This window comes from Lysinibacillus telephonicus, assembly GCF_039654155.1.
In the GTDB taxonomy this organism is placed as follows: domain Bacteria; phylum Bacillota; class Bacilli; order Bacillales_A; family Planococcaceae; genus Ureibacillus; species Ureibacillus telephonicus.
Window position 1 is genome coordinate 3,471,799 of record NZ_CP155468.1, and the last position, 20,479, is coordinate 3,492,277.

A 20,479-nucleotide genomic window follows, 5' to 3' on the forward strand; every position below is an offset into this window, starting at 1 on the left:
AAAATTGCCTTACATGATATAGAAAGGCGACCAAAAGTACCACTTATACCTTCGGGCGCCTATTACATTGTTATTTAATAAGGCCAAATAACTTTGGTAACCATAGTGAAAGTTCCGGGATATATGTTACTAATAAAAGTACGCCGACCGTTACTGCAAAGAACGGTATTAATGGACGAATTACTTGTTCGATTTTCAATTTCGCTATACGCGCTCCGATAAATAGCACTGGTCCTACTGGAGGAGTTATTGTACCAATACTTAAGTTGAAAACAACCATAATTCCGAAATGTACTGGATCCATACCAAACTGCGTAACGATTGGTAAGAAAATCGGAGTGAAAATTAAAATAGCTGGTGTTGGATCCATAAAAGTACCAACGATTAAAAGAACAATATTCATAATTATTAAAATAACGATCATATTATCCGTAAAGCCTAATAGGGTATCGGCAATTAACTTAGGTATACCAGTAAAAGACATTACCCACGACATAATTGTAGAAACACCAATTAAGAAAATAACAATCGCTGTTGTACGCGTTGACTCCATCAAAATTCTAGGCAATTCTTTTAATTTTATAGTTTTATAAAAGAATGATAGTAACAATGAATAAACTACTGCAATTGCTGAACCTTCTGTTGCAGTAAATACACCGCCAATAATACCCCCAATTACTATTATGATCAGCAACAAACTTGGGATGGCATCGATAAATACTTTTAATGCTACATTAAATGGAACTCTTTCATTTCCTTTATAACCTTTTTTCTTTGCTATTACATAAGCAGCAATCATACATGCTATTCCCCATAAAATACCTGGGACATATCCTGCCATAAATAATGCCGCAATTGAAGTTCCACCACTTACTAAAGAAAATACGATTAGAGTATTACTCGGTGGAATTAACATACCTGTTGGTGCCGATGCAATATTAACTGCTGCACTAAAAGAACGATCGTATCCTTCTTTTTCTTGCATTGGTGCCATTGTTGAGCCAACCGCTGCAGCAGCAGCAACAGCAGAACCAGATATTGAACCAAACATCATATTGGCCAAAGTATTTGTTTGGGCTAATGACCCTGGCATTCGACCGGTTAAAACTTTAGCTAAATTTACTAGACGCATCGCAATTCCACCGTTATTCATAATAACCCCTGCTAAAATAAAGAAAGGAATTGCTAGCAACGTAAATGAATTTATTCCTGTAAACATTCGCTGTGCTGAAGTTTGAAGAGCATTTGCCGGATCTAATATAGAAAACATAGCCAGCATAGACGCAATTCCAACACTAATACTAATTGGTGCACCAATTATTAGAAAAAATGCTACCCCTGCAAATAAAATTAAAGCTGCTACCCCTGCAGACATCATCGTTTATACTGCCCCTCTCTTGTAATTACACAACTTCCAATGGCTTTTTATTTTTCAAAATAGTGTAAATATTGTAAATACAATAGAAAATAATAAATATTCCACTTACCGGCATAACTGCATATAAGTAACCGACTGGTATTTGCAGTGCCGCAGACAGTTGCTCCCATGCCAATTTTGTTATAGTTAAACCACCAGATAGTAAAACAAGAGCGGAGAAGAAAATAATACTTATTTCTATAAATATTTGAACAACCATTTTAATTTTTACTGGTAATGCATCTTGGATAAATTCAATGCGCATATGTCCATTTTCTCCGAATACAAATGCTGTACCAAATAGTACTAACCATACAAAACAATATTTTGCTAATTCTTCTGAAAAAGCACTTGGATTGTTTAATACAAAACGTGTGAAAACCTGCCACGTAACAAGAAGAACTAATGCGCCGAATAATACGACGCATATAGATGATAAAATTTTATCAAGCACTTTTTTTGTTGTTTCCATATGAAATCACCACCACTACTATTTAGCTGCTTCACGAACTTTTTCATATAACGCTTTTGCATTGTCAGTTGTTAACTTCTCTTGAACAATTGATTCTGTCGCTTTACGGAATAACTCTACATCAACTTCGTTGAATTTTGCTCCTGCAGCCTCTGCATCTGCAATTGCTTTTTGAACATCTTCATCCCACATTTCAACTTCACGGTCAATTGCCGCTAACAATTCTTCTTTAAAAATTTGTTGATGTTCTTCACTCATACCATCAAATAATTGAGAATTAATAAGTAGGTAGTCTGGGAACATTAAATGTTTTGTATATGAATAGTAAGGTGCGATTTCAGCATGTTTAAGGTTTGCATAAATTAGTTCATTATTTTCCCCACCATCAATTACGCCTGATTGTATTGCAGTATATACTTCACCTTGCCCCATTGGTGTACCTGTACCACCCATTTGTTCCATCATTTTAATATTTGTATCAGATTCGATAATACGAATTTTTAAACCATTTAAATCTTCTGGTGTATTAATTGGTTTCTCACTGTTGTATACATTGCGTACTCCTGAATGGAATGCACCAGCAACAAATATTCCTTGATCTTTTAGTGAAGAATATAAATCTCCTACCACCTCTTGATTATTTAAAACTGACATTTGATGTTCAGCCGATTCAAATACATATGGCAAATTAAATACAGCAAAATCCTCATTGAAGTTTTCTAGTAAACTACCTGCAACAATTGACATTGCAATTGTTCCTGTTTGTACTAATTCAATCGTTTCACGTTGTGCACCTAGCAATTCATTAGGAAAAATTTCGATTTCATATGCTCCATTTGTACGTTCTTTTAATTTTTCGCCAAACTCTTGCATCGCTTTATATTGCGGATGGTTTTCCGGTTGGTTAAATGCAACTTTTAATACTTGAGCTTCACCATTTGAAGTTCCTTCCGCCTCAGTAGTAGTTGCTCCTTCATCGCCGCCACAAGCAGCTAAAATAGATAAAACAAGTGCCATAACCCCTAAAAATATTAATTGTTTGTATGATTTTTTCATCTTGGTCCCCTCCAATATGAGTTTTAGTTAAATTTTATTAACAGGATAGTGAAGTTTCTCATTCTTCACATATCTCACTGCTTCTTCTGCAACTTTTCTCTTTAATTCCTGAGCAGCTTGTTCTGAATACCAAGCCATATGCGGTGTACAAATAAATTGCTCTAGTGACAGCAGAGGAGAGTTTGAATTAATCGGCTCCTTTACCGAGACATCTAGTGCAGCGCCCGCGATTTTGTAGGAAGCTAATGCTTCATATAAGGCATCTTCATCAACAATGCCACCTCTTGACACATTGATTAAATAACTTGTAGGCTTCATTTTCTCGAAAACGCTTCCATTAAATAGATTCATAGCATTATCTGATGGACAGTGTATGGAAATAATATCAGCTTGCTTAATAAGTTCCTCAAACTCTACGAATTCAATAAACGATAAGCTAGAATCATGTCTTTTTTGCTGTTCCGAAATATCGTAGGCAATTACTTTACATCCTAGTGCATGTACTTTCTTTGCAAACACGGAACCTATTCGCCCAACACCTACAATACCTACGATTTGCTCGCTATGACGATAGATGGGAATACTCTCTTGATAGTCCCATACACCATCTTTTACTAAGCGATTCATTTTCGTTATTTTTCTTGTAAGCGCTAGCATTAATGCTAAAGCATGATCTGCAACTTCATGTGTACCATAGTCAGGAACATTGCAAACTTGAACTCCATATTTTGTTGCCGCCGTCAAATCAATATTGTTAACTCCTACACCGTAGCGAACGATTAATTTTAAATTAGGCAATTGTGAGAGCACCTTTTCAGTAAACGGTGCGTACTGATTAATAATGACAGTTGCTTCACTGCAATTTTGAATTAAATCGTCTTCTGTTTGATTTTGCTGCAGCTCATATAAAATATTATTTCTATTAAAAATATCTTGTTCTATTTGAATATCTGCATGATCACAATCAGAAATAATAACTTTCATAAGTCATCACCTTTTGTGTTTATTTCAAATCCTTCATTTCAACATGGTCCATATCATCAAAATCTAAGTTTTCTCCGCACATTCCCCAAATGAACGTATAATTTTTTGTACCGATGCCGGAGTGAATCGACCAGCTAGGTGATAAAACAGCTTGTTCATTTGCTATCACAATATGTCGAGTTTCGTTTGGCTGACCCATTAAATGAAACACTCGCGTGTCTTCTTCCATATCAAAATAGAAATATACTTCCATACGTCGTTCGTGAGTATGGCAAGGCATTGTGTTCCAGCCACTGCCCTCTTCTAAAACAGTCATTCCCATGCTTAATTGACAAGTTTCTAATACATCAGGATGAATGTACTGGTTAATCACTCGTTTATTCATATTGCTGTCAGTTCCCATAGGACGCTTAATAGCTTTTTCCTGGTCGATTTTTAATGTTGGATATTTGGCATGGGCTGGGCAGCAATTTATATAAAATTTTGCTGGATTACTAGAATCAATCGATTCGAAATATAAATTTTCTGTACCTTTTCCAATGTATAGTGCCTCTTTATGTCCAATTTCAAAGAGCTCATCGTCACAGAGAATTCGTCCTGGACCACCGATATTAATAACACCCATTTCACGGCGTTCTAAAAAATACTTTGCGGCTAGTTCCTTGCCTGCATCTAAAGTAACCTTTTGATCGATTGGGTAAATTCCCCCGTAAATAATTCGATCCACATGGCTATAATGCAATGTCGCAGCATTTTCAACAAATACTTTTTCCATTAAAAATTCTTCTCGTAATTTCTCAGTTGTGTAATGTTTCACATCTTCAGGGTGATGTGCATAAACAATTTTCATAATTTCTCCCCCTTGGTTTAAAAGAAAGCGTTATCAGAAACAAAAAACGTTCCACATAGTAGAACCTTGTTCCGTTTTATAAACATTATATGCACAAAAATTATCAATTACAAGAAAAAAATGATTTTTCCGCAAATTTCGACAATCATTATTAACGTTTTGACATTTCATTTACAAATCTATAGAATTTCGAATATGATTGTTAAGGATTACGAAAATATTAGAAATGGTGGAGAAATAGAATGGCAACCGTACAATCTATTGAACGTGCTTTTATCATATTAGAACATTTATCTGAGCATCCAAATGGTATGCAAATTACAAAATTGGCATCTGAAACTGGATTATCAAAAAGTACCGTTCATCGATTACTCGCGACACTAATTGAGTTGCAATATGTAAAGAAAGATATGGAGACTGATCGATATTACATAAGTTATCGAGCATTATATTTAACGCGTAATATTTTGAGTAATTCAAGTTTAATCCCTGCTGCTAAGCCTTTCTTAGAAAAGTTAGCTAATGAGATTAATGAAACGGTGCACTTATGTGTGGAAGAAAATGAAGAGGTAGTATATATCGATAAAATTGAAAGCAACCAAACAATACGAATGTATTCTCGTATAGGCAGCCGCGCTCCAATGTACTGCACTGGTGTTGGGAAAATGCTGTTATCAGGAAAAGATGACGAAGCTTTACGCGAAGTGATTTCAAGAATACAATTTACTAAACGAACAGATTATACTATTTTAACACCCGATGATTTACTTCAAGAAATTAGTGCTATTCGAAAATCCGGATATGCACTTGATAATATTGAGAATGAAGAAGGCATTCGATGCATTGCTGCTCCTATTTATGATTTTTCCGGAAAAATTATTGCAAGCTTCAGTATTTCCGGGCCTAGTACACGAGTGACAATGGAGAGAATTGATAAGGAATTAGCTGAAAAAATATTAGATGCCTCCCGAGCTATCTCTTTTCAACTAGGGTATGTGCAATACTAATGAAAATAAATAAAGAGCTTAGAAATTGAAAAACTGCTCCTTATATGTGGTTAGGAGCAGTTAGGTTATTTTTTTGCTCTGTATGCTGTTGTTTTTACGCGCGTGGGCTTTTACGCGTTTTTTTTGATTATTTACGCGGTTGCGTTTTTCTTTTACGCGAGTTTGATTTCTTTTTACGCGGTTTACTGCTGTTTTTACGCGCTTTGGATTTTTTACGCGGTTTCTCGTTTTATTTACGTGATTTTGTTTTGTTTTACGCGAATTTGATTACTTTTTACGCGGTTTGCTGTTGTTTTTACGCGCTTTGCATTTTTTACGCGATTTCTTGCTCTATTTACGCGGTTGCGTTTTTCTTTTACGCGAGTTTGATTACTTTTTACGCGGTTTACTGCTGTTTTTACGCGCATGGGATTTTTTATGCGGATGCCAATTAATAACAAGAGTAAGCCAAAACCCTATCAGCTAGGCAACTCTCGTTTTTATCAAATCAGATTCCAATATATCTTTATACTTTTAAATATTCTAAAACTGATACTTCTGTATCCAAGAATTTTTGAAAGGTAAAAAGGGATTCACTTAGTGTTTCCATACTAATTCCACGTAAAATAAAAATAATATGTGAAACATCCTCTCCCATAGGCCAACTATCTAAGTGTTGAGGAGGATGAATTATATGCTGAACTCCATTCAAAACAATTGGACCTTCTTCTCCTACATCCAATAATCCTTTAACACGTAAAACAGACTCACCTTCCGCATGAAGCAACATACTTAACCATAATCCAAAAGCTACCCAATTTAATGGTTTCGAGAAAGTAAAAGAGATGGATTGAATATCGTTTGAATAATGATTTGTATTAGAAGTTTCATTTACATTTATATTAGAAATGCCAATAGATGATTTGTTTAATTTAACGATATCTGGATTAACATCTCCATTTTTAGAATAAATAATTTCACAAGTTGGATTAATTCCTTTTACATTAGCAACTAATTCATTTATTTCTTTTTCAGATGCAATATCTATTTTCGTTACAATAACTTTATCAGCAACTGAAAGTTGTTTATAAATTTCTGGATTGTTTTTTAAATGTATTTTTCCATTCTTCGCATCTATTGTAGTAATTACACAATCTACAACATAGCGGTTTTGCAATAATGGGTTTGACATTATTGTAAATAGAATCGGGGCTGGGTCGGCTAAACCTGTAGTCTCAATAATCACTCGATCAAAAGTTTCTTTACCACTTTCATCAGCATATAATAAATCTTTCAACTCTTCCTCTAAATCTTCACGAGAATTACAGCAAATACAACCACCATTCAATAAAACAGTTCTCTCTTCTACTCGCTTTATTAAGTGATGATCCAATCCGACTTGTCCAAACTCATTTACAATAACCGCATAATCTTCTTTAGATTCTTTGTTAGATAATATTTTTTGAATTAAAGTTGTCTTCCCACTTCCTAAGCAACCTGTTATAACAGTTACAGGTTTTTTTCCATTATACTCACTCATTGTTTCACCCCTTTTTATTTTTCATTGTTGAAATCAAATACTCATCCAAAGGATTAATAGCCTTTCCTACTAACTCTTGAACGTCATGCCATAAAACACCTAAATCATGCACAATCCGGGTATTTCCTTTTGCATCCTCTAATATAAATTTACTACCATTCCAATCTCTTATTTTTAATTTATATAATGTTAAAATTTCATTACATAATTGTATACGCTTTAATCGTTCTCTTTGGCGTTCACGTTGTCCTTCCCCTATTATAACTTCACCATTAGTTGACTCTTTTCTTTGATCTGTCCAGTGAACTTGTGTAATAAAATCGCTGCATAGAATACACATATTTTCATCTCCTTTAAAGCATTAATCCGCCTTCCAAAAGGTAGGCGGATTATAACGTTATATAGTTACAGTATCTTTACGTGGATTGCGTTTAGCAAAGTCATCTGCAATTTCATCAAATGTTACCCAACGAATATTTTCATGTGAGTTAATATAATTTATTAAACGTTCGTGCATTTTAAGAACTTGTGGGCGACCGCTTACATCAGGGTGAATCGTCATTGTAAAGACTGCATAGTCCATGTTTTCATATACCCAATCAAATTGATCTCTCCACATTTCTTCGATATCTCGCGGATTTACAAATCCATGGCTATTAGGTGATTTTTTAATAAACATCATTGGTGGTAAATCATCTAAGTACCAGTTTGCTGGTATTTCAATTAAATTTGTTTCATTTCCTCTTACTAATGGTTGCATCCACTCACTTGCTTTTTTAGTATAATCAATATTAGTCCACTTATCTCCTATTCGAACATAATATGGTGTAAAGTCATTATGCATTAAACTATGGTCATACTTAATACCATGCTTATGCAATAACTCATTTGTTACAGTTGAAAACTCCCACCAAGGTGCCACATAGCCAGTTGGTCTTTTGCCAGAAAGCTCTGTAATAAGATCGATTGACTTTAAAAGTACTTCTTCTTCCTGTTGAGGTGTCATTGCAATCGGATTTTCATGAGAATAACCATGGGCCCCTACCTCATGACCGCGTTTTACAACCTCCTTCATCTGCTCTGGAAACGTTTCAATGGAGTGACCAGGAATAAACCAAGTTGTTTTCAAATTATATTTATCAAATAAATCTAATAAACGGATTGATCCTACTTCCCCAGCAAATAAACCACGTGAAATATCATCCGGTGAATCTTCTCCTCCATATGATCCTAACCATCCTGCTACTGCATCTACATCTACACCATAAGCTACTAAAATCTCTTTTTTACTCATACTATCATTCTCCTCCTACAAAAAAATATTTAAAGAAATATAATTTTCTGATAATTAATCCTAATATTCATTTTGATTATTAGTCAATCATCTTTCAGAAAAAATAATAAATTATGCAAATTCGCATAACTTCTATGCAATTTTGAACATTGTTTTTGATTTTTCTGAATTATATAATATTGAAAATATAATTAGTGAAGGAAGGATGTATATGCTAAATTCTATTTCCAATTTATCTACAACCGAAATTGAAAAACATTTAAATCTAATCCCCATATCAGTTCTCATCTTTAATCGTCACCATAAACTTAAACATCTCAATAATGTAGCCCAACAAGCCTTAAAAAAAAATCCGAAGTTCATAACTCCAGAAAAAATGGATATTTTCCTAGATGAAGTTTTTAGAAAAGCATCCCCTATAACTCAATTGATAGAAATTGAACAATCTCAATATCGTTATTATTATGTTCCATTAAAAAATGACAAAAGTGAAGTTTTAGAAGTCATTGTCTACTTTGATACAAATATCCCTATACAAAAAGATTACGAAATATATAAAGAAGAAAGCGAAGATTTAAAGGCACTTTTTGAAAGTTCTTATGACGTTTTATATGTTTCAGATAATAAAGGCAATACTTTAAGAGTAAGTTCTGCTTGTAAATACTTTTGGGGAGAGACAGCTGATAATTTAATTGGGAGAAATGTTATTGACTTAGAAAAACAAGGGGTATATACCCCTTCAATAACAAGATTAGTATTAGAAAAAGGAGAAAAAATTTCTGCTATACAAACAACTAAAAAAAATCGCAGACTGTTAGTTATCGGTACACCAATAAAGGATGATAATGGAAATATTATACGCGTAGTAAATGCTTCTAGAGATATAACAGAAATAGAGTTACTTCAAGAAGAAATCGAACAAATGAAGTCTCTAGTAGAAGATTATCAGTTGGAGATTGCTCAGCTTCAACAAACTATTAATGATGAACGGAAAAATATTTATCAAGGTAAAACAATGGAGCCTTATTTAGATTTAGCAAAGAGAGTAGCTAAAGTAGATGCAACACTTTTAATACTTGGAGAATCTGGTGTTGGAAAAGAAGATTTCGCAAACTATATTCATGAGCTAAGTAACCGTAGAGATAAGCCATTTATTAAAATAAACTGTGGCGCAATTCCAGAGAGTCTATTGGAATATGAATTATTCGGCTATGAAAAAGGAGCATTTCCAGGTGCAACTGAAGGTAAAATTGGGTTATTTGAGTTTGCTAATAACGGTACTGTATTACTCGATGAAATAGCAGAAATCCCCTATACTCTTCAAGTGAAGTTGTTAAGGGTTCTTCAGGAACAAGAAATTAATCGGATTGGGAGTACTAAGCCTATCTCCATTAACGTTCGGATCATCGCTTCTACAAATAAAAACCTTTTAGAAGCCGTTAAAGTAGGGCAATTTAGAGAAGACCTTTATTATAGATTAAACGTAATTCCGATTACGTTGCCCCCACTACGTGAACGAAAAGAAGATATATTACCACTTGCTAATTTTTTCATCTCTCAATTTAATCAAAAATACGGAACCAATAAACATCTCTCTCCACAAATTGCTACTACTTTAGAATCCTATAATTGGCCAGGAAATGTTCGAGAGTTAAAAAACCTGATTGAACGTTTAATTGTTATGAGTGAAAAAGAAGAAATCTCCCATGAATTATTAAATTTACTCCCCAACTCTGAGAGTAAATCTGAGAAAGTTGTTCAAGTTCATGAAATAATTCCTTTAAAGGAATGTATTGAATTAGCAGAGAAAAACCTCTTAAAATTAGCATCTCTAAAATTTAGATCCACTACAGAAATAGCAAAAGCATTAGAAGTAAACCAATCTACTATAAGTAGAAAGATTTCAAAATTAAATATCGAAATAAAATAATATAGGTGGTACTCACATTATTCCTGCCAAACAAAAACAATCTATGCAATTTTGCATAGATTGTTTTTGTTTTATGCAACTTTGCATATCTGAAAAAAAAATAAATAAAAAAGTTTTCAAAAAATTTTTTTCCCTTAAGATAATCATTATTAAAATTTTTAGAAAATTTTTAAAAAGGAGAAATTACTATGATTCAACTTACGGAACTTACCCCTGTTCAAAAAGATGTAAATGCACCTGAAGGGTATATGAAAGCTACAATATTTAAAAGCGTAGGTAATTTAGAGCTTGTTTACAAAAAGATTCCTAAAGCAAAACCTGGAGAAGTTGTGATTAAAACTACTGCTACAACAATTTGTGGAACAGACATTCATATCGTCCATGGCGAACATCCAGTTGAACCTAATCGAACACTCGGGCACGAGCATGTGGGGATTGTTTATGAAGTAGGTGAAGGTGTAGAAGGAATCGATGTCGGTGATCGTGTTATGAGTGGGTCATGTACACCATGTGGAACATGTTACTACTGTCAAAAAAACCTGCCTTCACAATGTATTGGTCCTAACAATGATTTTTCAAATCCTGGAGGTTGGCGTTTAGGAAATACAGTGGATGGTACTCATGCAGAATATTTTATAATGCCTTATCCCAAATATAATATTACAAAAATTCCAGACAATTTAAGCGACGAAGAAGTTTTACTTCTAACTGACATTGGTTCAACTGGAATTGCTGCTGCTGAAAATTCGGATATTCAAATCGGTGATACTGTAGCTGTATTTGCTTGTGGTCCCGTTGGTTTGTGTGCAATAGCCGGTGCTCGTTTAAAAGGTGCCAGTAAAATCATAGCAATTGATGGAAATGAAAAAAGACTTGATTTAGCCAAAAAAATGGGGGCTGATATTGTCTTAGACTATTCCTTAATCAATCCTGTAGAAGAGATATTGAAAATAACAGATGGTAAAGGTGCCGATGTTGCTATCGAAGCATTAGGTAAAGAAGAAACATTCCAAAATGCTTTAAAAGTTATCCGTAGAGGCGGCTGTATTTCAAGTGTGGGCATTTATTCTGGCCATATTCAAATTCCTATTGAACATTTCGCTGGAGGAATGGGCGACCATAGAATAATTACAACACTTTGTCCAGGGGGGCGCGAACGTATGTCGCAATTAATGACTCTTGTTTCTCAAAATAGGATTGATCTCACCCCTATGATCACTCATCGATTCCATATTGATGATATTTTGGAGGCATATCAAATATTTGAAAATGCAGATGATAATATCATTAAACCAATTATTACATTTTAAAAGTTGCAAGCAGATGAAGGAGACTGTATGAAAAAAGATATTTTTAAAGTCGCAGCTATTCAAATGAACTGTGTACTTGGTAACAAAGAAGAAAATTTAAATAAAGCCTATTCCCTTATTACAAATGCCGCCAAAAAGCAAGCTAAACTGATTGTTTTACCTGAATTATTTAGTACAGGCTATCGTGTTGAAGAGAAAGATTTGGAGTTAGCCGAAAGGTTTCCTGGAGATACGATAGATTGGATGAAAAATATAGCTAAAGAATTAGATATTATTTTGGTTTCCTGTATAACTGAAGAAAGTATTGTTGACGGTGTTTTATATGATACAGCTGTAATCGTTGATAAAAGTGGGTTACAGTGCTCCTACCGGAAAATTTACTTATGGGACCAAGAAAATGTACGTTTCGCACAAGGACAAAATTATCAAACTTATTCAATTGAAAACCTCAATATTGGTCTACAAATTTGTTATGAAGTTGGATTCCCTGAAGGTGCACGGATTTTAACACTACAGGGCGCTAATTTATTAATCTATCCATCAGCATTTGGCAATGCCCGATTATATGCTTGGGATATCGCTACAAGAGCAAGAGCTTTAGAAAATGGTTGTTTTGTGATTGCAGCTAATCGTATTGGTACCGAAAAAGATGAAACCACTTTTGGGGGCCACAGTAGGATTATTGATCCAACAGGAAAAATACTTGCAGAAGCTTTAGATGATGAAGAAATTATAATTGCTGAAATAGATTTATCTCTAGTAAAGGAGCAAAGAAGAACTATTCCTTATTTAAGAGATTTAAATATTCCATTAGTAATCAGTGAGTTTAATAAATTTAAATAATTAGGAGGAATGTAAATGGAAAAAAACTCTTTAATAACAAAAGATATAGTCCCTACACTAAAAAAAGATCGAATTATTAGTGGGTTTGGGTTTTTAAATATTTGGGTCGGTATGGCTGTAATCATTGCGACATTCCAAATTGGTGCAAACGGGATTGAATCAATGTCATTATGGAAACTAGCCGGGGCAATTTTCATTGCTAATCTATTAATAGCTATCGTTGCCAGTCTAACAGGAGATATTGGTGTAGAACACGGACTATCATTTTCTGCATATTTACGTGCTCCTTTTGGAATTACAGGTGTACAATTCCCTTCTCTAAGTAAAGGGGTAGTAGCTTGTATTTGGTTTGGTATACAAACCTATTTAGGATCTACAGCTATAAATTATATATTTGCAAGCATCACTGGCTTTGACTCATGGTTCTTATGGTATGTAGTCTTTGCAGCAGTACAAATAATTAATACAGCTGCAGGAATTAAGGCTGTAGACCGTTTTGCAGTAATAGCAGCTCCATGCATTATTTTAATTTCAATCTGGATATTCTTCCAAATTAACGGTATTGCAAAAGAGGCGAATCTAAATATTTTCACTTACGAAGGTACATCTAATCAAACAACATGGATGTATATTATGGCTGCCAACATGGGTTTCTGGTCCTTGTTAGCAGTTGATATACCAAATATTACACGTTATTTGAAAGCACCAACTAATGAGAAAAGATGGTTTAAACGAAACAAAAACAGCTATATTCCACATCTATTAGCATTGCCAACAGTCCAAACTTTCATGGGGGTTATTGGAGCAGTAAGTTTCTTAGCAACAGGTAATTGGAATCCTATAGAAGTAGTACAAGAAATTGCAACAGGTTGGTTAATGGTTGTAATTTTATTGATGGTTGTTTTAGCTCAGTGGTCTACAAACTCAGCTGCAAACCTAATTCCAGCTTCATTAACATTTGTTAATGCTGGTGCTAAATGGAATTTCTCTTATGCATGGGGAATTGTTTTAGCTGGTGTTATCGGAACGTTATTCCAACCTTGGGCTATCTTAGATCAATTATCCAACTTCTTGGGATATTATGGTGCAACAATGTCGGCATTAGCTGGTGTTATGATTTGTGATTATTATATTATTCGTAAACGTCGTTTAAATGTAAAAGATTTATATAATCCAAAAGGTCAATATCGTTATAATAAAGGAATTAACTGGGCTGGCATGATTTCTTGGTTAGTAGCAAGTGCTGTTGCTATCTATTTCTTAGAATATATGTACCTAGTAGGATTCCCATTAGCAGTAGTACTATACTATAGTCTTATGAAATTCTGGTATTTAGAGAAATACCCCCAAGCAGAAGTTGAATCTAATTTCTCTGATGACTACTTAGGTACTTCTGCTAATCGCGATTGGATTATCATTAATGATTTAAGAAAAGAAGAAACAACAGAAACAGTAAATGAAGATAACATTCTAGTATCTAAATATTAGTGTAATATAAATTAACTTTAGGAGGGGTTAGATGCGTCTAGAAGGTAAAGTTGCTATCATAACTGGTGCAAATAGAGGAATCGGAAAAGAAATTGCATTAGCTTATGCTCGAGAAGGTGCTCATTTAATTTTAAACACTTTTCAATTAACTAATGAAGAGCAGAAATTAGTAGAAGAACAATTTAGTGCATTTAATCAAAAAACTATTCTAATAGACGGTGATATTACAAACCAATCAACCATTAATAAGCTAACTAGTACTGCTTTAGAAGAGTTTGGAAAAATTGATATTTTAGTTAACAACGCAGGCATCCTAACACAAGCACTCATTCAGGATATGACCGAAGATACCTGGGATGAAATGATTAATTTAGATTTAAAATCTGTTTTTTTAACTACACGTTCTGTAGTGAATCAAATGATTAAACAAAAATCTGGAAGAATTATTAATATTGCCTCTCAAATCGGGCAAAAAGGTGGATATGAATTAAGCCATTATGCAGCGGCAAAGGCTGGTGTAATAGGATTTACTAAATCTATAGCTATTGAATTGGGTCGATACGGCATTACAGCTAACTGCATTGCACCGGGTCCAATAGAAACTGAACTAGTAGCCGGAATCGACGAAAGTTGGAAAAAAAATAAAAAAGCAGAGCTTGCTCTCCCACGCTTTGGACAAACATACGAAGTTGCTCCAACAGCTGTCTTTTTAGCTGCTGAACCGGATGGAAATATTTACACTGGTCAAACACTTGGACCAAATTGTGGAGATGTAATGCTTTAACACCTATAAAGATATATCAATACTTAAAAAAAAGCTCTTTTGGAGCAATAGCAAAACAGTTTTCGAGTCAACTGTTTCAAACAAAAAGTAAGCAGTCTCATCATAATGTTTTGAATAATTGAAGCTATATAAACTAGTCTAATCCACTTTTTATTATGATAAAAAGCATTCGAAATGTCCCATTCCGAATGCTTTTCTATATTTATTTATAAAACTATGAAACTACTTCTTTTTTTATCTCTACGGATCCACGCAATCACGATTGCAATGATTAATGCAAAGCCTAGATATCCCATTGTTGAATAAACTTTTCCAACTAATGTCGTAAAGCCGACTAAGCTTGCAATAAACCCGACTAAACCTACAACGACAACTGTTGGCTTAAATACTTTATGATCTGGTGCAACAAATCGCACGGTAAATGCGTAGAACATCCCTACAGCTGTATTGTACATCATCCCAAGAAGGGCAATGGCCATTAATACGCCAACTGTTGGATGGATTTGTTTCGCTAGTTCCAGCGTAGGCATATCTACACCATCAACAACATCTAATTTCACAAACATCGTTAAGTTGATTAAAATGATTAATACCCCTAGCATAACGCCACCTAAAATGCCACCAACACCAGCTACTTTACTATTTCTTTCAGTACCGCCCATTACGATTAAAAGGGCTGCTCCTGCTGCAATATTATAAGATACATATAGCAATGCACCCATAAACCAGTTGGAAGCTGCACTTGCTTGATTTTGAGCAATTGTATTTGCCTCTGAAATCGAAATATCCATCGTAAATAAAGAGTAGATTAAGATAATGAAAATAACGACCATTAAATATGGGGTAATAATTGCGATTAAGTTTAATATATTTTTTAAATTTAATAAAAGTGTTCCAATAGTTAATGCAACCATAATAATGCTTCCTACCATTGGACTGATCCCAAACATTTGATTAAATGTAGAGCCTGCCCCTGCAAACATTACGACTGCCACTCCAAATAGGAAGAATGTAATAAGGAAGTCCAACACTGCCCCAATATATCGACCACCAATATAGTAAATAACCCCTTTATGTGATGCTGTTTGCAGTTTTGAACCGAGCTGTGCCAACGTCATTCCTAAAAAAGCAAAGGCGATTGTTGCAACGATTCCGCCCACAATACCCATAATTCCAAAGCTCGTAAAGTACTGCATAATTTCTTGACCTGATGCAAAGCCAGCTCCAACAATCAGTCCGACAAATGCACCACCAATTTGTAAACTTTTCTTCATAAATTCACCTGCTATATTTTTTATTTAAATAATTTAAAAATTCTGACAAAATAAGCGTCGATTTTCCCTTAAGCATCTTTATCTACATTCATTGGAGGTTTAACCTCCAATGAATGTAATGAATGAACTCAGACTAAGAACGCCACGCGGTTACTCGTCGCAAAACTACTTTTGTGGCAACGTATGAGTGACCAACATAGTGTTGGTCCTAAGGAAACTTCATTATTTATATGTCTTCTTATCAACCGTATAAGATTCAATTGTTTCTACGTTTACTTTGTAGCCGATACCCGCTGTTTGCGGTACATGAATATAGCCGTTTTCTGCAACAACTTCCGGCTCGATAATATCTTTTTCCCAGTAGCGGTTAGAACTTGCTGTATCTCCAGGCAAAATAAAGTTTGATAATGTAGTTAATGCAACATTATGTGCACGTCCAATGCCTGACTCAAGCATACCGCCGCACCATACAGGAATACCTTTAGACTCGCAGTAGTCATGGATTTTCTTTGCCTCTGTTAAACCACCAACACGACCAATTTTAATATTGATAATTTTCGTTGCACCAAGCTCTACTGCTTTACGCGCATCCTCAAGAGAGTGGATGCTCTCGTCTAAGCAAATTGGCGTTGTCATTTGTTTTTGCAAAATTGCATGGTCAATAATGTCGTCAGATGCTAAAGGCTGTTCAACCATCGTTAAGTTAAATTCATCTAATTGCTTTAATAGTTCTGCATCTTCAAGTCTGTAAGCTGAGTTTGCATCCGCCATAATAGCAACATCCGGGAATTTTTCACGCAATGTACGCATAACTTCTATATCCCAGCCTGGCTTAATTTTTACTTTAATGCGTTTATAGCCTTCTTTTACATACTCATCTACAAGAGCTACTAAATCATCGATGCTCTTTTGAATACCAATACTAATTCCTACTTCGATTTTGTCTTTTGTGCCGCCAAGTGCAGATGCCAACGATTGATTCGTTTGTTGTGCATAAATGTCCCAAACAGCACCTTCAATTGTTGATTTCGCCATATTATTTTTGCGGATTGGCTCAAAAATTTCATTTACTTCATCTGGATGGGAAATTTCTTTATTTAAAATGAGTGGGATTAAAAAGTCCTCCAACATATGCCAGTTCGTTTTTAAAGTTTCTTCATTGTACCAAGGTGCGTGGAATGCAACCGATTCCCCCCAGCCAACTGTACCGTCTTCATCCTTAGCTTCTAGAAGTAAAAAATCTTTATTTGTAAATGTACCAAAGCTTGTTGTGAACGGTGCTTTTAACTTCATTTGTAAATGACGAATTGTAATTTCAGTAATTTTCATATTAGTACCCTCCAAGTGCTAATGTATCTTTCTTAACAAAAATATAGTCGTTCCAATGTTCGTTCTTTTGAATTCGTACGGCCGTGAAGCCTGCAGCAAATACTGCTTGGAATACTTTACGCGATTCCATTCGCCAATGCACCGCATGTTCCTGACTTGTTGCTTTTACGCTTTGAAAATCCAAAGGTACAGGCAATGAATACGCGTCCGCAGTTAAGTTTTCAAGTGCTGCTATTTTTAAAGTTGGTAAACCCGCTTCATCGAAAATGATTTCACCGAGTGGCTGAGGATTTTCAATAATTGGTTCAATTTGCTTTTCAACATACTCGCTTGTTAAATGCCAATGTACTTCAAAGCGGTCAGATGGCAACCCTTTATTGAAGCCATCCTGCATTTCTCCGTAGCAATTTTCGATATATGTATGACAAATGCCGTTCAGTTTTGTCAGATTTAAGTAGCCGTTGCGAGTTTCCAGCGGATCATATGTCCAATGCATGCTGTTATAGCCTTTTGCAATAGCAATTTCACGCTGTGCTTGCTTTAACTGTTCGCCTATTCTCTGTGACCTGTAAGCTTCATCGATTCCAAGCATATGTGAACATAGGTAGACTTTGCCGTTTTTAAATCCTGTAAAACCGTAGCTAAAACCAACTAGCTTTTCGCCATCGTAGGCCCCAACCATAATGCCGCCATTTTTCACAGCTGTTAAAGTTTGGTGAGTTGGAATAGGTTCAATACCCCATACTTGTTTTTCAAGCTGTTGAACTTGTTCCATTTCTTCTATTGTTGTTAATTCTTTAATCACTATCATGTTTAATCTCTTCTTTCTACTTGCTGTAATGCAATAAGGAGTGCTCTAGTAATAATGCGCACCCCAACAGGCAACTGCTGTCTGTTAAAAGTCATTTGTGGATGATGAAGTCCTGGTGTAACGCCGCATCCGAGACCAAGCATAGTCGTTTTTAAATGTGGTCTTGAATAGGAATAGAAATGGAAATCCTCTCCCCCTGGCGTAATAACATCAGATGCACAATGTTCCTGGCCGACCGTTTCAATAATCGCCTGCTTCATTATCGCTTTTGCATCATTATGAACTTGAGCAGCGACAATATGTGCATCTACATTAGTTGAAATCGTTGCGCCATATAATGTGCTCACTGCTTTGACTGCCTTTTCAAAACCTCTCGTTAAGGCATCCATCGTTTCATTCGTTTGTGCACGTGTATCAATGCTAAATGTTGCAGAGCCTGGAATTATATTTGTAGATGTACCCCCTGCTTGAAGTTGTGTCATTTTAATTGAACCCGACTCTGCTGGACTAATCCAAATGCGCTTCAAAGCATCAACTAAAGCAGCTGCTACTTCTATTGCATTTATTCCTTGTTCAGGCCGTGCACCGTGCGCTTCCACTCCTGTAATCGTGCCTGTAAAGAGCTTTGCAGCACCGTGATATAATGCAGGTGAATGGACGCCATCTGGGAGCTCTACTAGCGGACGAACATGTACGCCAAATAAATATTCCAATGAATCGACAATCCCTTTTTGAACGATGGCTTTTGCTCCGCCCGCCTTTTCTTCGGCTGGCTGGAAAATTAGTCGAACAGCTCCTGGCAATGATTCTTTCTTTTCCTTTAGTAAAAGTGCCACACCGATTGCCATTGTCATATGTCCATCGTGTCCGCATGAGTGATTTGCTTTAAATTCACCATTAACTTCTTGCCATAATGCATCGATATCAGTACGGAATCCAACTTTCGGTACTCCTTCCCCAATATCAACGTAGAGGCCTGTCATATCTTCAAAGGTATGCGGCTTAAAACCCTCTTCTTTAAGTAAAGCTGCTAAGTAAGCTGTGGTATTTGTTTCTGCCCAGCTCACTTCTGGGTTTGCATGTAAATGCTCAAACACCTTTTGCATACGTTCAATTAATTGTTGTTCTTGCATATTCATCAACTCCATCGATTTGCAATAAAACTATTTTGGAAATCATCAAATTTTACACGTTGTTGATTATAATACTCTACGTCATGAGACATCATGCCTACTACGAGTGTATTTAAAAATGAAATAAGAGCAGGCATCATATCAATTGTCGATAACTCGGTTTGCTGCAAAACAAATGATTCATTTGCAAATGCATGAATCGGTGCAACATTTGAATCTGTAATCGCAACTGTATAAACACCACGCTTTACGAATTCCTCCGTAATTTGAATAGGCTCCTTATAATAGCGATGCAATGAAATAACGATGGCCAGTGATGTTTCATCTACTTCCTGTAGTGTTCGAATAAGCATGCCCGTTTCTGTTTGAACAAGCCTCACATTCGGGCGAAGCATATTTAAAGTAAACTGAAACCATTGAGCTGCAAAACTTGAAGCACCTTCCCCGACTAGATAGATGTTTTTTGCTTCATGAAATTTTTTCGTCGTTTCATGAAATTGATCCAGATCTATTTGTTTAGCAATTCTGACAATTTCAGCACTAGTTTGCCCCATCACCTTTTCACAAAGCTGCTGTTCCTTGAAAAGCTCTTCTTTGGATGAAACATAATTTCCTAATGTGCTATTGGTGTTGTTCTCAAATAAATACATCGTCAGCTCTTTTTGCAGCTGGGCATAGCCATTTAAACCAATGGCATAGCAAAAGCGAATAACGGTCGTTTCACTAGTACCCGCAAGCTTTCCAACTTCTGCCGCAGAATGAACCCCAACATACGTAGGATTATTTAATACAAAGTTCGCCACCTTTTGCTGCGACTTTGATAACGAATTATAATGTTGTTCAATTCTTTCTTTGATTGTTCCCATATCGTTTAGAGGAAGCCTCCCCTTTATTTTTAACTATTTTGAAGTCTAGGCTTCATAAATATATTTAGTAATCTAACACGAATAAAAATGAGATGCAAGAAGTTTTCTGAAA

Annotated in this window: 19 protein-coding genes; 6 read left to right on the plus strand and 13 right to left on the minus strand. The window is 35.3% G+C overall.

Annotated features, from left to right (window positions below):
* Nucleotides 1-70: 70 nt before the first annotated feature.
* From MKY04_RS16845 to kduI, 5 genes are read right to left on the minus strand one after another with little or no spacing between them, the layout of a single operon-like run.
* Complete coding sequence (locus tag MKY04_RS16845) at nucleotides 71-1,375, minus strand: TRAP transporter large permease (protein WP_221766332.1); 1,305 nt, start codon at nucleotides 1,373-1,375, stop codon at nucleotides 71-73.
* 28 nt (nucleotides 1,376-1,403) lie between these two features.
* Nucleotides 1,404-1,889, minus strand: coding sequence for a TRAP transporter small permease (locus MKY04_RS16850; protein WP_346234794.1), 486 nt, complete (start codon nucleotides 1,887-1,889; stop codon nucleotides 1,404-1,406).
* Between the two features lie 18 nt (nucleotides 1,890-1,907).
* Complete coding sequence (locus MKY04_RS16855; RefSeq protein ID WP_126294721.1) at nucleotides 1,908-2,945, minus strand: TRAP transporter substrate-binding protein; 1,038 nt, start codon at nucleotides 2,943-2,945, stop codon at nucleotides 1,908-1,910.
* A gap of 27 nt (nucleotides 2,946-2,972) precedes the next feature.
* Nucleotides 2,973-3,929 carry a C-terminal binding protein gene (locus MKY04_RS16860; protein ID WP_126294722.1) on the minus strand — a complete coding sequence of 319 codons (957 nt, stop codon included), beginning with the start codon at nucleotides 3,927-3,929 and terminating at the stop codon, nucleotides 2,973-2,975.
* A gap of 19 nt (nucleotides 3,930-3,948) precedes the next feature.
* The gene (gene kduI, locus MKY04_RS16865; RefSeq protein WP_126294723.1) at nucleotides 3,949-4,779 is read right to left on the minus strand and encodes a 5-dehydro-4-deoxy-D-glucuronate isomerase; all 831 of its coding nucleotides are present in this window, start codon (nucleotides 4,777-4,779) and stop codon (nucleotides 3,949-3,951) included.
* Between the two features lie 242 nt (nucleotides 4,780-5,021).
* Here kduI and MKY04_RS16870 point away from each other — a divergent pair, with 242 nt between their 5' ends.
* Nucleotides 5,022-5,786: an IclR family transcriptional regulator gene (locus MKY04_RS16870; RefSeq protein ID WP_126294724.1), complete on the plus strand. Its 765-nt coding sequence runs from the start codon at nucleotides 5,022-5,024 to the stop codon at nucleotides 5,784-5,786.
* A gap of 505 nt (nucleotides 5,787-6,291) precedes the next feature.
* Here MKY04_RS16870 and MKY04_RS16875 read toward each other — a convergent pair.
* The 3 genes from MKY04_RS16875 to MKY04_RS16885 are packed head-to-tail and all read right to left on the minus strand — an operon-like array spanning nucleotide 6,292 to nucleotide 8,599.
* Complete coding sequence (locus tag MKY04_RS16875; RefSeq protein WP_346234795.1) at nucleotides 6,292-7,305, minus strand: GTP-binding protein; 1,014 nt, start codon at nucleotides 7,303-7,305, stop codon at nucleotides 6,292-6,294.
* 4 nt (nucleotides 7,306-7,309) lie between these two features.
* The gene (locus MKY04_RS16880) at nucleotides 7,310-7,645 is read right to left on the minus strand and encodes a hypothetical protein (RefSeq protein ID WP_346234796.1); all 336 of its coding nucleotides are present in this window, start codon (nucleotides 7,643-7,645) and stop codon (nucleotides 7,310-7,312) included.
* A gap of 57 nt (nucleotides 7,646-7,702) precedes the next feature.
* Nucleotides 7,703-8,599: a polysaccharide deacetylase family protein gene (locus MKY04_RS16885; protein ID WP_126294728.1), complete on the minus strand. Its 897-nt coding sequence runs from the start codon at nucleotides 8,597-8,599 to the stop codon at nucleotides 7,703-7,705.
* 211 nt (nucleotides 8,600-8,810) lie between these two features.
* On the opposite strand from MKY04_RS16885, the gene MKY04_RS16890 reads away from it, so the two are divergent.
* The 5 genes from MKY04_RS16890 to MKY04_RS16910 all read left to right on the plus strand — a co-directional run bounded on the left by MKY04_RS16890 (nucleotide 8,811) and on the right by MKY04_RS16910 (nucleotide 14,954).
* Nucleotides 8,811-10,529, plus strand: a complete 1,719-nt coding sequence (locus MKY04_RS16890) for a sigma-54 interaction domain-containing protein (protein WP_346234797.1) — start codon at nucleotides 8,811-8,813, stop codon at nucleotides 10,527-10,529.
* Between the two features lie 188 nt (nucleotides 10,530-10,717).
* The gene (locus MKY04_RS16895; RefSeq protein WP_346234798.1) at nucleotides 10,718-11,839 is read left to right on the plus strand and encodes a zinc-binding dehydrogenase; all 1,122 of its coding nucleotides are present in this window, start codon (nucleotides 10,718-10,720) and stop codon (nucleotides 11,837-11,839) included.
* 27 nt (nucleotides 11,840-11,866) lie between these two features.
* The gene (locus MKY04_RS16900) at nucleotides 11,867-12,682 is read left to right on the plus strand and encodes a carbon-nitrogen hydrolase family protein (RefSeq protein WP_126294730.1); all 816 of its coding nucleotides are present in this window, start codon (nucleotides 11,867-11,869) and stop codon (nucleotides 12,680-12,682) included.
* Nucleotides 12,683-12,697: 15 nt separating this feature from the next.
* Nucleotides 12,698-14,170 carry an NCS1 family transporter gene (locus MKY04_RS16905; protein WP_126294731.1) on the plus strand — a complete coding sequence of 491 codons (1,473 nt, stop codon included), beginning with the start codon at nucleotides 12,698-12,700 and terminating at the stop codon, nucleotides 14,168-14,170.
* Nucleotides 14,171-14,201: 31 nt separating this feature from the next.
* Entirely contained in the window at nucleotides 14,202-14,954 is a 753-nt protein-coding gene (locus MKY04_RS16910) for a 3-oxoacyl-ACP reductase family protein (RefSeq protein ID WP_346234799.1), read from the plus strand.
* 206 nt (nucleotides 14,955-15,160) lie between these two features.
* Here the strand turns inward: MKY04_RS16910 and MKY04_RS16915 are convergent, their stop codons facing one another.
* The 5 genes from MKY04_RS16915 to MKY04_RS16935 all read right to left on the minus strand — a co-directional run bounded on the left by MKY04_RS16915 (nucleotide 15,161) and on the right by MKY04_RS16935 (nucleotide 20,367).
* The gene (locus tag MKY04_RS16915) at nucleotides 15,161-16,228 is read right to left on the minus strand and encodes a hypothetical protein (RefSeq protein WP_346234800.1); all 1,068 of its coding nucleotides are present in this window, start codon (nucleotides 16,226-16,228) and stop codon (nucleotides 15,161-15,163) included.
* 222 nt (nucleotides 16,229-16,450) lie between these two features.
* Complete coding sequence (menC, locus tag MKY04_RS16920; protein ID WP_126294734.1) at nucleotides 16,451-17,557, minus strand: o-succinylbenzoate synthase; 1,107 nt, start codon at nucleotides 17,555-17,557, stop codon at nucleotides 16,451-16,453.
* 1 nt (nucleotide 17,558) lies between these two features.
* On the minus strand, nucleotides 17,559-18,368 hold the full coding sequence (locus MKY04_RS16925) for a GNAT family N-acetyltransferase (protein WP_126294735.1): 810 nt from the start codon (nucleotides 18,366-18,368) through the stop codon (nucleotides 17,559-17,561).
* 2 nt (nucleotides 18,369-18,370) lie between these two features.
* On the minus strand, nucleotides 18,371-19,507 hold the full coding sequence (locus MKY04_RS16930) for a M20 peptidase aminoacylase family protein (RefSeq protein ID WP_126294736.1): 1,137 nt from the start codon (nucleotides 19,505-19,507) through the stop codon (nucleotides 18,371-18,373).
* On the minus strand, nucleotides 19,507-20,367 hold the full coding sequence (locus MKY04_RS16935; protein ID WP_126294737.1) for a MurR/RpiR family transcriptional regulator: 861 nt from the start codon (nucleotides 20,365-20,367) through the stop codon (nucleotides 19,507-19,509). Before MKY04_RS16935 ends, MKY04_RS16930 begins: the two co-directional genes overlap by 1 nt.
* Nucleotides 20,368-20,479: the final 112 nt, after the last annotated feature.

Excerpts from the sequence above, each read along its gene's own strand:
- MKY04_RS16845 (WP_221766332.1), bottom strand. The coding sequence starts at position 1,375 with ATGTCTGCAGGGGTAGCAGCTTTAATTTTATTTGCAGGGGTAGCATTT.
- MKY04_RS16850 (WP_346234794.1), bottom strand. The coding sequence starts at position 1,889 with ATGGAAACAACAAAAAAAGTGCTTGATAAAATTTTATCATCTATATGC.
- MKY04_RS16855 (WP_126294721.1), bottom strand. The coding sequence starts at position 2,945 with ATGAAAAAATCATACAAACAATTAATATTTTTAGGGGTTATGGCACTT.
- MKY04_RS16860 (WP_126294722.1), bottom strand. The coding sequence starts at position 3,929 with ATGAAAGTTATTATTTCTGATTGTGATCATGCAGATATTCAAATAGAA.
- kduI (WP_126294723.1), bottom strand. The coding sequence starts at position 4,779 with ATGAAAATTGTTTATGCACATCACCCTGAAGATGTGAAACATTACACA.
- MKY04_RS16870 (WP_126294724.1), top strand. The coding sequence starts at position 5,022 with ATGGCAACCGTACAATCTATTGAACGTGCTTTTATCATATTAGAACAT.
- MKY04_RS16875 (WP_346234795.1), bottom strand. The coding sequence starts at position 7,305 with ATGAGTGAGTATAATGGAAAAAAACCTGTAACTGTTATAACAGGTTGC.
- MKY04_RS16880 (WP_346234796.1), bottom strand. The coding sequence starts at position 7,645 with ATGTGTATTCTATGCAGCGATTTTATTACACAAGTTCACTGGACAGAT.
- MKY04_RS16885 (WP_126294728.1), bottom strand. The coding sequence starts at position 8,599 with ATGAGTAAAAAAGAGATTTTAGTAGCTTATGGTGTAGATGTAGATGCA.
- MKY04_RS16890 (WP_346234797.1), top strand. The coding sequence starts at position 8,811 with ATGCTAAATTCTATTTCCAATTTATCTACAACCGAAATTGAAAAACAT.
- MKY04_RS16895 (WP_346234798.1), top strand. The coding sequence starts at position 10,718 with ATGATTCAACTTACGGAACTTACCCCTGTTCAAAAAGATGTAAATGCA.
- MKY04_RS16900 (WP_126294730.1), top strand. The coding sequence starts at position 11,867 with ATGAAAAAAGATATTTTTAAAGTCGCAGCTATTCAAATGAACTGTGTA.
- MKY04_RS16905 (WP_126294731.1), top strand. The coding sequence starts at position 12,698 with ATGGAAAAAAACTCTTTAATAACAAAAGATATAGTCCCTACACTAAAA.
- MKY04_RS16910 (WP_346234799.1), top strand. The coding sequence starts at position 14,202 with ATGCGTCTAGAAGGTAAAGTTGCTATCATAACTGGTGCAAATAGAGGA.
- MKY04_RS16915 (WP_346234800.1), bottom strand. The coding sequence starts at position 16,228 with ATGAAGAAAAGTTTACAAATTGGTGGTGCATTTGTCGGACTGATTGTT.
- menC (WP_126294734.1), bottom strand. The coding sequence starts at position 17,557 with ATGAAAATTACTGAAATTACAATTCGTCATTTACAAATGAAGTTAAAA.
- MKY04_RS16925 (WP_126294735.1), bottom strand. The coding sequence starts at position 18,368 with ATGATAGTGATTAAAGAATTAACAACAATAGAAGAAATGGAACAAGTT.
- MKY04_RS16930 (WP_126294736.1), bottom strand. The coding sequence starts at position 19,507 with ATGAATATGCAAGAACAACAATTAATTGAACGTATGCAAAAGGTGTTT.
- MKY04_RS16935 (WP_126294737.1), bottom strand. The coding sequence starts at position 20,367 with ATGGGAACAATCAAAGAAAGAATTGAACAACATTATAATTCGTTATCA.